Origin of the sequence: Streptococcus sp. 'group B', assembly GCF_002073795.1 — a bacterium.
Classification (GTDB): domain Bacteria; phylum Bacillota; class Bacilli; order Lactobacillales; family Streptococcaceae; genus Streptococcus; species Streptococcus agalactiae.
This window is the reverse complement of record NZ_CP020432.1, coordinates 558594-572516: the sequence shown is the minus strand read 5'-3', so window position 1 is coordinate 572516 and position 13923 is coordinate 558594. Positions and strand designations below refer to the sequence as shown.

The following is a 13923-nucleotide window of genomic DNA, read 5'->3' as shown; positions in this document are numbered from 1 at the left end:
CTTATTCACTCAAAATTGAATATCTATAGTCTAACAAGAAACCGTAACGTTGTCAATATCTCTTTTTGGATAAGTCCTCGAGCTATTAGTATTAGTCCGCTAAATGTGTCACCACAATTACACTCCTAACCTATCTACCTGATCATCTCTCAGGGCTCTTACTGATATAAAATCATGGGAAATCTCATCTTGAGGTGGGCTTCGCACTTAGATGCTTTCAGCGCTTATCCCTTCCCTACATAGCTACCCAGCGATGCCTTTGGCAAGACAACTGGTACACCAGCGGTAAGTCCACTCTGGTCCTCTCGTACTAGGAGCAGATCCTCTCAAATTTCCTACGCCCGCGACGGATAGGGACCGAACTGTCTCACGACGTTCTGAACCCAGCTCGCGTGCCGCTTTAATGGGCGAACAGCCCAACCCTTGGGACCGACTACAGCCCCAGGATGCGACGAGCCGACATCGAGGTGCCAAACCTCCCCGTCGATGTGAACTCTTGGGGGAGATAAGCCTGTTATCCCCAGGGTAGCTTTTATCCGTTGAGCGATGGCCCTTCCATACGGAACCACCGGATCACTAAGCCCGACTTTCGTCCCTGCTCGAGTTGTAGCTCTCGCAGTCAAGCTCCCTTATACCTTTACACTCTACGACTGATTTCCAACCAGTCTGAGGGAACCTTTGGGCGCCTCCGTTACCTTTTAGGAGGCGACCGCCCCAGTCAAACTGCCCGTCAGACACTGTCTCCGATAGGGATTGCCTATCTGGGTTAGAGTAGCCATAACACAAGGGTAGTATCCCAACAACGCCTCAAACGAAACTGGCGTCCCGTTATCATAGGCTCCTACCTATCCTGTACATGTGGTACAGATACTCAATATCAAACTGCAGTAAAGCTCCATGGGGTCTTTCCGTCCTGTCGCGGGTAACCTGCATCTTCACAGGTACTAAAATTTCACCGAGTCTCTCGTTGAGACAGTGCCCAAATCATTACGCCTTTCGTGCGGGTCGGAACTTACCCGACAAGGAATTTCGCTACCTTAGGACCGTTATAGTTACGGCCGCCGTTTACTGGGGCTTCAATTCATACCTTCGCTTACGCTAAGCACTCCTCTTAACCTTCCAGCACCGGGCAGGCGTCACCCCCTATACATCATCTTACGATTTAGCAGAGAGCTGTGTTTTTGATAAACAGTTGCTTGGGCCTATTCACTGCGGCTGATCTAAAATCAGCGCCCCTTCTCCCGAAGTTACGGGGCCATTTTGCCGAGTTCCTTAACGAGAGTTCTCTCGCTCACCTGAGGCTACTCGCCTCGACTACCTGTGTCGGTTTGCGGTACGGGTAGAGTATATGTATCGCTAGAAGCTTTTCTTGGCAGTGTGACATCACTAACTTCGCTACTAAACTTCGCTCCTCGTCACAGCTCAATGTTAAAGATATAAGCATTTGACTCATATCACACCTCACTGTTTGACCAGACACTTCCAATCGTCTGGTTTAGTTAGCCTACTGCGTCCCTCCATCACTATATACTCTAGTACAGGAATATCAACCTGTTGTCCATCGGATACACCTTTCGGTCTCTCCTTAGGTCCCGACTAACCCAGGGCGGACGAGCCTTCCCCTGGAAACCTTAGTCTTACGGTGGACAGGATTCTCACCTGTCTTGCGCTACTCATACCGGCATTCTCACTTCTATGCGTTCCAGCGCTCCTCACGGTACACCTTCTTCACACATAGAACGCTCTCCTACCATGACACTTTTGTGTCATCCACAGCTTCGGTAATATGTTTTAGCCCCGGTACATTTTCGGCGCAGGGTCACTCGACTAGTGAGCTATTACGCACTCTTTGAATGAATAGCTGCTTCTAAGCTAACATCCTAGTTGTCTGTGCAACCCCACATCCTTTTCCACTTAACATATATTTTGGGACCTTAGCTGGTGGTCTGGGCTGTTTCCCTTTCGACTACGGATCTTAGCACTCGCAGTCTGACTGCCGATTATATCTCGTTGGCATTCGGAGTTTATCTGAGATTGGTAATCCGGGATGGACCCCTCACCCAAACAGTGCTCTACCTCCAAGAGACTTAACATCGACGCTAGCCCTAAAGCTATTTCGGAGAGAACCAGCTATCTCCAAGTTCGTTTGGAATTTCTCCGCTACCCACAAGTCATCCAAGCACTTTTCAACGTGCCCTGGTTCGGTCCTCCAGTGAGTTTTACCTCACCTTCAACCTGCTCATGGGTAGGTCACATGGTTTCGGGTCTACAACATGATACTATGGCGCCCTATTAAGACTCGGTTTCCCTACGGCTCCGTCTCTTCAACTTAACCTCGCATCATATCGTAACTCGCCGGTTCATTCTACAAAAGGCACGCTCTCACCCATTAACGGGCTCGAACTTGTTGTAGGCACACGGTTTCAGGTTCTATTTCACTCCCCTCCCGGGGTGCTTTTCACCTTTCCCTCACGGTACTGGTTCACTATCGGTCACTAGAGAGTATTTAGGGTTGGGAGATGGTCCTCCCAGATTCCGACGAGATTTCGCGTGTCTCGCCGTACTCAGGATACTGCTAAGGTTAATCTATCATTTTAAATACGAGGCTGTTACTCTCTTTGGCTTACCTTCCCAGGTAATTCTTCTATAATGATTAATCCTATATCGCAGTCCTACAACCCCGAAGTGTAAACACTTCGGTTTGCCCTCCTGCCGTTTCGCTCGCCGCTACTAAGGCAATCGCTTTTGCTTTCTCTTCCTGCAGCTACTTAGATGTTTCAGTTCACTGCGTCTTCCTTCTCATATCCTTAACAGATATGGATACTAGTCATTAACTAGTGGGTTCCCCCATTCGGACATCTCTGGATCAGCGCTTACTTACAGCTCCCCAAAGCATTTCGTCGTTAGTCACGTCCTTCTTCGGCTTCTAGTGCCAAGGCATCCACCGTGCGCCCTTATTAACTTAACCTTATTAAACTAGTTTCTTTAAAACTAGAAAACTCATTAAATATTCACAGCGTTTTCGGTTTATTTTCTTGTTACTTTCTACAATCTATTTCTAGATCGTGGAATTTGATATAGATATTCAATTTTCAATGAACAATTTGAACCTTTCGATTCAATGGAGCCTAGCGGGATCGAACCGCTGACCTCCTGCGTGCAAAGCAGGCGCTCTCCCAGCTGAGCTAAGGCCCCACAAGACCTCTCAAAACTAAACAAGACGCAAATGGCAGGTTTCCTTATCCTTAGAAAGGAGGTGATCCAGCCGCACCTTCCGATACGGCTACCTTGTTACGACTTCACCCCAATCATCTATCCCACCTTAGGCGGCTGGCTCCTAAAAGGTTACCTCACCGACTTCGGGTGTTACAAACTCTCGTGGTGTGACGGGCGGTGTGTACAAGGCCCGGGAACGTATTCACCGCGGCGTGCTGATCCGCGATTACTAGCGATTCCGACTTCATGTAGGCGAGTTGCAGCCTACAATCCGAACTGAGATTGGCTTTAAGAGATTAGCTTGCCGTCACCGGCTTGCGACTCGTTGTACCAACCATTGTAGCACGTGTGTAGCCCAGGTCATAAGGGGCATGATGATTTGACGTCATCCCCACCTTCCTCCGGTTTATTACCGGCAGTCTCGCTAGAGTGCCCAACTTAATGATGGCAACTAACAATAGGGGTTGCGCTCGTTGCGGGACTTAACCCAACATCTCACGACACGAGCTGACGACAACCATGCACCACCTGTCACTTCTGCTCCGAAGAGAAAGCCTATCTCTAGGCCGGTCAGAAGGATGTCAAGACCTGGTAAGGTTCTTCGCGTTGCTTCGAATTAAACCACATGCTCCACCGCTTGTGCGGGCCCCCGTCAATTCCTTTGAGTTTCAACCTTGCGGTCGTACTCCCCAGGCGGAGTGCTTAATGCGTTAGCTGCGGCACTAAGCCCCGGAAAGGGCCTAACACCTAGCACTCATCGTTTACGGCGTGGACTACCAGGGTATCTAATCCTGTTTGCTCCCCACGCTTTCGAGCCTCAGCGTCAGTTACAGACCAGAGAGCCGCTTTCGCCACCGGTGTTCCTCCATATATCTACGCATTTCACCGCTACACATGGAATTCCACTCTCCCCTTCTGCACTCAAGTCCTCCAGTTTCCAAAGCGTACAATGGTTAAGCCACTGCCTTTAACTTCAGACTTAAAGAACCGCCTGCGCTCGCTTTACGCCCAATAAATCCGGACAACGCTCGGGACCTACGTATTACCGCGGCTGCTGGCACGTAGTTAGCCGTCCCTTTCTGGTTAGTTACCGTCACTTGGTAGATTTTCCACTCCTACCAACGTTCTTCTCTAACAACAGAGCTTTACGATCCGAAAACCTTCTTCACTCACGCGGCGTTGCTCGGTCAGACTTCCGTCCATTGCCGAAGATTCCCTACTGCTGCCTCCCGTAGGAGTCTGGGCCGTGTCTCAGTCCCAGTGTGGCCGATCACCCTCTCAGGTCGGCTATGTATCGTCGCCTTGGTGAGCCTTTACCTCACCAACTAGCTAATACAACGCAGGTCCATCTCACAGTGAAGCAATTGCTCCTTTTAAATAACTAACATGTGTTAATTACTCTTATGCGGTATTAGCTATCGTTTCCAATAGTTATCCCCCGCTATGAGGCAGGTTACCTACGCGTTACTCACCCGTTCGCAACTCATCAGTCTAGTGTAAACACCAAACCTCAGCGTTCTACTTGCATGTATTAGGCACGCCGCCAGCGTTCGTCCTGAGCCAGGATCAAACTCTCATTAAAAGTTTGAGCTTTGCTCTTTTCTGTCTCGCTGACAGATTTATTGTTTTTTGTCATTGACGGATTTACAATGTAAATCCACCCTGCACATTCGTTCGTCTTGTTCAGTTTTCAAAGGTCTTTGCCTCTCTTGAGACAACTTCTATATTCTAGCAAACTTATTCTGCTTTGTCAACCACTTTTTTTAAGTTGTTTATAAAATGATAATACAATATTAGGTTCGCTTAAGAACTCATTTAGTATACTATAATTTTTTATTTGTTGTCAATAGGTTTTAAAAAAATCTCAGAAAAAACTCTGAGATTTTTTAAATTATGTTACAAAGTTAATTTCCTTTAGCTTCAATTAAACCTAGTTCGCCATCTTCACGCTTGTAAAGGACATTTGTCGTATTATCTTCTGCATCTGTATAGATAAAGAAATCATGACCTAAAAGTTCCATTTGCAACAATGCTTCCTCAACATCCATTGGTTTTAGATTAACATTCTTAGTACGTACAATTCTTTGGCTTACTGCTTCTTCATCTGGCTCAGCCTCAAATTCTGTTGTGAAAACTTGACTTGCTGGAATTTTTTCACGATATTTTTTCGCAATTTTAGTTTTATTTTTACGAATTTGACGCTCAATTTTATCAACAACTAAGTCAATTGACCCATACATATCTTGTGAAACATCTTCTGCTCGTAAAGTAATAGAATCTATTAAGATTGTTACTTCAACTTTTGCGGTCTTCTCTCTGTATACTTTGAGGTTGACTCTAGTATCTAATTCTTGTTCTTCATTAAAGTATTTTTCAACTTTAGAGAGTTTGGTCTCAACATACTCACGAATAGCTTCTGTTACTTCGATGTTTTCACCACGAATACTGTATTTAATCATATGAGTACCTCTTTCTTGCGTTGTTAACGCTTTCTATATTCTTATTATAACCGCTTTCATGAAAATTTGCAAGATTTTAGCGTGCTAATGAAAAACTTTTTATATTTTTTATACCTTTTTCTTCTAATAGTTTCCTGATTTGTGCTATTGTTGCGCCTGTTGTATAAATATCATCAACAATTAAAAGGTTATCCCTTAACTCAGCCTCATTTTTTAATGTAAATTGCTGAACTTGTTTGAGTCTTTCTTCTTTATTATTAGCCGATTGCTTACCTCCATCTTTTTTAGAAAGAATATTTTTATAAGGTATATTTGCCGATTGTAGAAAAGCAATCACTTGATTAAATTGCCTATTTTGGTATCCTTCATGACTCAAGGGAACTGGCACTATAGTGTAGCCCTTATACCTTTTTAGAGCAGCCTTTATTTCTTTTGTAAAAACATCTTTCAACAAATAATCCCCTTGAAATTTAAAAAGAGAAAAATATTTTTTTCATTGCTTCATTGTATCTATAAAGGGAAAAATGATTTACCTCTATACCTTTTTACCCCAATAAATACAATCTTGACATTGTTTTCGGAGGATTTGCTTGCAACATGTTTGGCAACCCATCTCCCTACTAAGTGCTTCAAAACTACCCTTGCACGTTTGACAAATTACGTTTTGCTTTGGTTTTAGAAGTATAAGTTCCACAAAAGTTAATTGCGATAAATCTATTTCATGACATAACAAACAAGTCATTAAAATCCTCCTATATGATTCATGTTTTTAATCTCCTTTATGGCTTGGTGCATCGATTTACTTTTCCCATCATGAAGGAAGTAAAGGAGCCCTTCGGGTCTTTCTAATGCTCTTCCAACTCTTCCTGAAATTTGTACCAAGGAACTTTTCGTAAACAAATGATGATTTGCTTGTATAACAAAAACGTCGACGCTAGGGAAAGTTACTCCTCTCTCTAGAATGGTAGTTGATACTAGGATAGACAATTTGTTATCTCGAAAATCTTGCACTAACTTTAACCTAGATGTGCTCTTACTTGAAACAAAACCAATTTTTTCCATAGGAAAGGCTTGTCTTAACATTTCGGTGAATACCTGACCTTCTGCAATATGGGGGAAAAATAATAACAAAGGATATCTCGTTTGTCGCTGTTTATTTATCAGCTGATATAATTTGGGAGGTAGTTTTTGTGTCTGCAAGCTTTTCTGGATACCACTTACCCAAACCATCTCGGGTATCACTAACGGATTGGCATGAAATCTCCTAGCTAGATGTAATTTTTTTAGTTCTTTTCTTGCAACTTTTCTTTCTAACTCAGTCGTTGAAGTTGCAGTCAGAAAAATACTTGTTCCGTTTTTCTTTAAGGCCTGTTTTACACCATGGTATAGTATCGGGTTGTCGACATATGGAAAAGCATCAACTTCATCAACAATTAGCAAATCAAAAGCATGATAAAATTTTAACAATTGATGTGTTGTGGCAATAGTTAAAGGGGATCTCTGATAAGAAGGAGATTCTCCATGCATTAATGTTATGGCACATCTAAAATCGTTTGAAAGTCGCTTATGCAATTCTAAACAAACATCAATTCTAGGACTGGCAATACAAACGCTCCCTCCAGTATCAATTACTTTGGCGATAGAGTGGTATATCATTTCTGTTTTACCAGCCCCTGTCACAGCATGAACAAGAAGATTTTCCTTACTTGAAATACCTTTCAACAACTCTTCTGAAACCTCATTTTGATAAGGTGTCAGTCCCCCTTTCCATTTTAAAGAATTCGTTTTAGAAAATGTTTTTTGTGGGAAATAATATAAATTTTCATTACTAGTAACTCTTCCAAAAACTATACATTCTCTACAATAATAATTTCCAGTTGGTAATTGGCAATTTTTGGCAACAGAACTAGAGCATCGAGTACAAATATAGTCGCTTCCTTTCTTTATAAAAGATGGCAAGTTAATTGCAATTTTTCTAAGTTGCTCAGATAATTGTGCTTTTGTCCAAAGTCTACCTAAATAATTTTCCATATTATTTCATTCGGATTTTTTTGCTAAATTTGAAGAATTTTTGTAAAATTTCTCTATGAACTATAAAACGATAAAATCAGACGGAATTGTCGAAGAAGAAATTAAAAAATCGCGATTTATTTGTCATCTAAAGCGAGTAGAGTCCGAAGAGGAGGGGCGTAATTATATTACGCAAATCAAGAAAGCGCACTACAAAGCCAATCATTCGTGTTCAGCTATGGTTATTGGCGAAAAAGGGGATATAAAACGATCTAGTGATGATGGTGAACCTAGTGGTACAGCAGGTATCCCTATGCTAACCGTACTTGAAAAGCAAGGCCTGACAAATGTTGTTGCCGTCGTTACACGGTATTTTGGAGGTATCAAATTAGGCACAGGGGGGCTTATTCGTGCCTACTCTGGTAGCGTAGCTAATGCCATCAAAGAGATCGGGGTAGTAGAAGTTAAAGAACAAATTGGTATTCGTATTCAATTAACTTATCCTCAATATCAAACTTTTGACAACTTCCTAAAAGAGCACCACCTTCAGGAGTTTGAAACAGAATTTTTAGAAGCTGTAACCTGTAAAATATACGTTGACCCTAAGGAATTTGAACACACAATAACTAATTTGACAGAGTTCTACCAAGGAAAAGCTTTGTTAACTGAAGAAGGGAGTCAAATTGTTGAAATTCCCTTTAAGGCTGAAACCGATAAATAATAGCTATCACTTGATAAAGAATTGATATTTTACTTTAATCAATGTGAGTTTTATAATATTCTTAACCAATGTCATGAAGAGGTATAGCTTATGTCAAAAATTTATAATTCTATTACAGACTTAATCGGAAATACACCCATTATTCAATTACATCATATTGTTCCAGAAGGAGCTGCAGAGGTGTACGTTAAGTTAGAATCCTTTAACCCAGGTTCATCTGTCAAAGATCGTATCGCTCTAGCTATGATTGAAGATGCAGAGCAAAAAGGGATTCTTAAAGCCGGAGATACAATCGTAGAACCTACATCTGGTAATACAGGTATCGGTTTGGCTTGGGTAGGAAAAGCTAAAGGGTATAATGTTATTATTGTTATGCCAGAAACCATGTCAATTGAACGTCGTAAAATCATTCAAGCCTATGGTGCTCAATTAGTACTAACACCTGGTAGTGAAGGGATGAAGGGAGCTATTGCTAAGGCAAAAGAAATTTCTGCAGAGCAAAATGCTTGGCTACCCCTGCAATTTAATAATCAAGCCAATCCAGAAATCCACGAAAAAACGACTGGTAGGGAAATTATCGAGACTTTTGGTGAAAAAGGTTTAGATGCTTTTATCGCAGGTGTGGGAACTGGTGGGACAATTACTGGTGTCTCTCGTGCATTAAAAAAAGTCAATCCTGATGTCGCTATTTATGCTGTAGAAGCTGATGAATCTGCAATCCTTTCTGGTGAGCAACCTGGGCCTCATAAAATACAAGGGATTTCTGCAGGTTTCATTCCAGAAACATTGGCTACAGATTCTTATGATCATATCATTCGCGTTACATCTAACGATGCTATTGAAACAGGACGTATCATCGGCGGACTAGAAGGTTTCCTCGCAGGAATTTCTGCTTCAGCTGCTATTTATGCTGCTATTGAAGTGGCCAAACAACTAGGAAAAGGGAAAAAGGTTTTAGCTCTTCTCCCTGATAATGGCGAACGTTACTTATCAACAAGCCTGTATGATTTTGAATAACTTTAATCTTCAGTAAACGATAACTAAAAAAGATTAGATATGTTGTCTGATCTTTTTTAGTTTATATCTCTTTAAATACTAGTAAGCCCTATTTAGTTAAAATATTAAAACGACAAATAGAACCAAGCAATTTCACTTGGTTCTATTGTTTTTATTGATGATTTGAAACATAGCGGTCAACTGCTAACAGGGCTGCAGCGACATCCTCTGCACTAATTTTGAATGGCATTTCATGTATTGTTTCACCTTCAATTGTTGCTTGCTGACCAACTTTTAAAAGTTCTTCATATGTTGCATCACCCAAATGGAGTTCTGCAAGTGTAGTTGGCATTCCAATCGCTTGGTAAAGATTAATGTAGCGATCAATTTCTTCCTTTGGTCTATTTTCGAGGAAAAGTTGTGTCAACGTTCCATAGGCAACTTTTTCACCATGGGTTAAGTGATGAATATCTCCACTCAAGGCAGTAAAACCATTATGAATAGCATGAGCTGCAGCTAATCCTGCGCTTTCAAAACCTAAACCACTAAGTAAGGTATTAGCTTCAATAACATTTTCTAAAGCTTTTGTAACCACTTTGACATCACAAGCCGCTAAAGCTTGTAAACTATCATTAAATAAAGTACGCTCACATGCTTGAGCAATTGCCACGCCCGCTAAAGTCTGTCTACCGCCAGCCATCGCTATCCCATTTTTTTGTAAGACTGCTCTCGCTTCAACCCAAGTAGCTAAGCCATCTGCAATCCCAGAAGCTAGTAAACGTTTTGGCGCTTGAGCAATGACTTGAGTATCGACCAAAACTAAGTCTGGATTCTTTGAATAAAAAATATATTTTTCAAAAGCTCCTTCATCTGTATAGATTACTGATAACGCTGATGTTGGGGCATCTGTTGAAGCTACTGTTGGTGCAATGATCACTGGTAAATTAACTTTATCTGCAATTGCCTTTGCAGAGTCAATAGTTTTTCCACCCCCAAGTCCAATAATAAGGTCACTATTCTTTTCTTTTGCAACAGCAACGACACGATTGATTTCATTATCAGATGCTTCTCCGTTAAAGGAGACACGATGTGGTAACAAATCGTCTTGTAGATAAGATAAAAACCTTTCTCCAACGATATTATAAACAACATCATCACAAAGGATAAGTGGAGTCTGACCTAAAGATTTGATATGTTCAATACTTTGGAATAAAGCATCCTTTCCTTGTATATAGCGCGATGGACTTGCGAAAACTTTCATTCTCAACCTCTTTCTTCTTTAAAAAATTTTATGTTAAAGATACAGCCTCAAAAGTTGGCGTTCTCTGTTAAATATGTTCTGAGTGTTGACTGGCTTTCCAATCATCTGCAAAGTCGTTAACAGCTTTTGCAATAGATGGCATCGCAAAGACTGATTCAAAAATATCTGGTCCCGCGGTGATTGATTGAGCACCCTGTGATAAGGCCTTCGTTACTTGTGAAGCGTTTTTAAAACTAGCTGCTAAAATTTTGCTAGAAGAACCTGTCCTCTCTATTGCTTGCGCTAATTCCTTAATAACTTGTGTCGCATCAATATCAAGGTTCTCCATTCGGTTAAAGTAAGGTGCTAGGTAGTCTGCTCCAGCTGATATAGCCAAAAGACCTTGCATACTGGTGTATATTGCTGTGGCTGTAATATTATAACCTTCTGCTTTTAACGTTTTAATTGCTGCTAATCCATCTGGCGTAACTGGAACCTTGATATAAATGTCATCATCCGTTTCTTGGCGTATTTTAGCAGCATCATCCAGTATCCCTTGATAATCTTTGGCCACTACTTGAACATGCAAACTTGCTTCACATCCAATAATTTCTCGAACATCACGAATGCGTTGGAAAAAATGTATATCTCCTTCTTTCTTAGCAATGGTGGGATTTGAAGTTACACCTGCTAGTGGCAGTATATGATGCCATTTTTTTATAGCTTCTAAATTTAAAGTGTCAAGTAAAAATTCCATAATAATCTCCTAAAGAGCATGTTCTGTACGTGCAATAATATCATCTTGAGTTGCCTTAGATAGGACATTAAAGAATGCAGAATAACCTGCTACACGCACAATCAAATCGCGGTGTTTTTCAGGGTGCTTCTGAGCATCAATCAAAGTCTCACGTGAGACAACATTATACTGGATATGGTAACCATGAAGGCGATTGAAGAATGTTCTAAGTAAGGCAATTAATTTTTGTTTATCTTCTTCTTTTGCCAAGGTTTGAGGGTTGACTTTTTGGTTAAGGAGTACACCGCCGACAATCTCATCAGTTGGTAACTTCGAAACTGATTTCAAAACAGAGGTAGGTCCCTTTTTGTCCATATTATGAGATGGTGAACAACCTTCAGCTAATGGAGTTCCTGCATGTCTACCATCTGGAGTTGCTAAAGTACCTCGTCCTTGACCTACATTTGCTGAAATAGAGGACGTTCCTGAATAGCGAATACCACCGATTGGTCCACGTCCATAGCGTGTGTTGGGATATTTAGCAATTTCTTCAACATAAACATCATAACACTCACGTACTAAACTATCCGCGTAGTCATCATCATTTCCATATTTTGGTGCTTCATTGATCAACATTTGACGAATTTCTTCACCACGCGGACCTGCGTAATCACTCTGCAATGCTTGCCATACTTCTAATGTGGTTAGGCGTTTTTCTTCAAATACTAATTTTTTAAGCGCAGCAAGTGAGTCTGAAAGATTAGCGATTCCAACTTGTAGACCAGATATGTAGTCATATACTGCACCACCTTCTTTTAAATGCTTACCTCGTCCAATACAATCATCAGTTAAAGCTGAACAAAGAATATCAGGTACTTCTCTTTCGAGACTAATATCAATAGCATTTTCAACAATAACACTCATTCGAGTTAAGTAACGAAGTGTTTTGTCCCAAGCTTCTTTAAGTTCTTTATATGAGGTCATCTGGGTGAAATGCCCATAAGAAGGCGCAAATCTCTTCCCAGAAGCCGGGTCAATGCCATTATTCATTGTAATTAATAACACTTTAGGGAAGTTGATATAGCTCATGCCGGTACAACGATAACCCCATTTCCCAGGAACTGCTGTTTCAACACAACCAATCGCTGAATAATCATAGGCATCTTCTTCGGAAACTCCTTTTTTAATAAATGATGGAATAATAATTTCATCATTATTAAAAGCTGGCATACCAAAACCTAATTTCATAACTTCAATAGCTTCGTTCATGAATGACTTGTCTAGGTTAGCATGATAACGAACCGTTAGATTAGGCTGTGGTAAGTGTGTCTGAGCGACTGATTTTAGTACTAGAAATGATAAAGGATTAACAGCATCTTCCTTATGTCGGGTTTGTCCTCCAATCGTTACATTTTGGTAAAGAGGACTACCAGCAGACGAAAACGTATGAGCTTGGCTGCGAACCTTATTAATAGTTATTGTTTTAATCCATAGGTTAGTTAGGCGCTCAACGATCGAATCCTCAGTCTCACGTCCAGCTTCTAAGTCAGCTTTAACATATGGATACATGTATTGATCAAAGCGTCCATAAGATAGAGAATGACCGTTTGATTCTATTTGAAGAATACACTGAATAAACCAAACCGATTGAACAGCTTCTGCAAACGTTTCAGCTGGGTAATATGGCACTCGTTCACAAATACTAGCGATATCTAACAATTCCTGACGTCTCTTAGTATTTGCTGTTTTAGCTTGTTTTTTTGCTAGGATAGCAAAACGCTCTGCATAGGTTTTAACAGCTTCTATTGTAATTAAAATAGAATCATAGAAATGATATTTGTCAATACTCTCAGGCTTTGTTAAATCTAAGTCAGCTTTAGCTTTTCTTGCTTTTTTTTCAAAGCCAATAAGCCCTTCTTCTAGTAACTTCTGATAGTTAACAGCTAAGTGAGCATCCCCAGAATTCATCTTACCTTCCATCCCAAAGAAGCCTGTCTCCATATAAACTTGAACTTCTTCTGGAAGCATAACGCCCGCACGAGCCCGTAAATTATTATTTTCCCAGAAAGGTGCAATATTTCTAATTTGTTCTTTGGTTTCTTCTGTAATGTAAAAGACGTCACCATCTCGTTTTTCAAAAAGGTCTAGTTCATTTACAACAAATTCTAGAGTGTATTCTGGAAAAATAGGAGCATCTTTATCAGATGAAGCTTGGTTACCGACAATCATTGTCTCATCGTCAATATAGATTGTCATTTTTTCCAAAATATTTTGCAACATGTAAGCTCTCTTTAAAACATTAGGTTTTTCCTGATGCTTTTGATAGGCTTCAGTTACCAAGATAGCACGTTCTGCATCTATGAATGGTTTCTTATCAAGAACCTTATCGCGATAAGAATACATGCGCTCTGTCAAATAGCCAAAATGCTTTTGAGAATTTTGTTGAACATCATTTGTATATTTTTGAGTGAGTAATTGTTTGGTCATAACAGCCTCCGCTTGTTTCTTTCGAAACTAAAAAGTTTTTCTTCGTAAATATAATAGC

7 protein-coding genes, 1 tRNA gene, 2 rRNA genes and 1 pseudogene are annotated in these 13923 nt (G+C 40.7%); 2 read left to right on the top strand and 9 right to left on the bottom strand.

Annotation, left to right across the window (positions count from 1 at the left end; translation table 11 throughout):
- Positions 1–65 precede the first annotated feature (65 nt).
- The 6 genes and pseudogenes from A6J68_RS03225 to A6J68_RS03200 form a co-directional block, all read right to left on the bottom strand.
- Positions 66–2968 (bottom strand): 23S ribosomal RNA (locus tag A6J68_RS03225).
- A gap of 154 nt (positions 2969–3122) precedes the next feature.
- Positions 3123–3195 (bottom strand) — tRNA-Ala (locus tag A6J68_RS03220).
- 54 nt (positions 3196–3249) lie between these two features.
- A 16S ribosomal RNA gene (locus tag A6J68_RS03215) occupies positions 3250–4798 on the bottom strand.
- Together the 16S and 23S rRNA genes with 1 tRNA gene alongside form the textbook arrangement of a ribosomal RNA operon.
- Before the next feature lie 322 nt (positions 4799–5120).
- The gene (hpf, locus tag A6J68_RS03210) at positions 5121–5675 is read right to left on the bottom strand and encodes a ribosome hibernation-promoting factor, HPF/YfiA family (protein ID WP_000599096.1); all 555 of its coding nucleotides are present in this window, start codon (positions 5673–5675) and stop codon (positions 5121–5123) included.
- 76 nt (positions 5676–5751) lie between these two features.
- Positions 5752–6417: pseudogene (locus A6J68_RS03205) on the bottom strand (ComF family protein).
- Entirely contained in the window at positions 6417–7706 is a 1290-nt protein-coding gene (locus tag A6J68_RS03200) for a DEAD/DEAH box helicase (protein ID WP_000432955.1), read from the bottom strand. The pseudogene A6J68_RS03205 and the gene A6J68_RS03200 overlap by 1 nt, the downstream one beginning before the upstream one ends.
- Before the next feature lie 55 nt (positions 7707–7761).
- Here A6J68_RS03200 and A6J68_RS03195 point away from each other — a divergent pair, with 55 nt between their 5' ends.
- Entirely contained in the window at positions 7762–8406 is a 645-nt protein-coding gene (locus A6J68_RS03195; RefSeq protein WP_001108150.1) for a YigZ family protein, read from the top strand.
- A gap of 90 nt (positions 8407–8496) precedes the next feature.
- Positions 8497–9423: a cysteine synthase A gene (cysK, locus tag A6J68_RS03190; protein WP_000036952.1), complete on the top strand. Its 927-nt coding sequence runs from the start codon at positions 8497–8499 to the stop codon at positions 9421–9423.
- A gap of 151 nt (positions 9424–9574) precedes the next feature.
- Here the strand turns inward: cysK and A6J68_RS03185 are convergent, their stop codons facing one another.
- The 3 genes from A6J68_RS03185 to A6J68_RS03175 form a co-directional block, all read right to left on the bottom strand.
- A complete protein-coding gene (locus A6J68_RS03185; protein WP_000862112.1) occupies positions 9575–10663 on the bottom strand; it encodes a glycerol dehydrogenase in 1089 nt (362 codons plus the stop codon).
- A gap of 67 nt (positions 10664–10730) precedes the next feature.
- Positions 10731–11399, bottom strand: a complete 669-nt coding sequence (locus A6J68_RS03180; protein WP_000394890.1) for a fructose-6-phosphate aldolase — start codon at positions 11397–11399, stop codon at positions 10731–10733.
- A gap of 9 nt (positions 11400–11408) precedes the next feature.
- On the bottom strand, positions 11409–13865 hold the full coding sequence (locus A6J68_RS03175) for a glycyl radical protein (protein ID WP_000166137.1): 2457 nt from the start codon (positions 13863–13865) through the stop codon (positions 11409–11411).
- Positions 13866–13923: the final 58 nt, after the last annotated feature.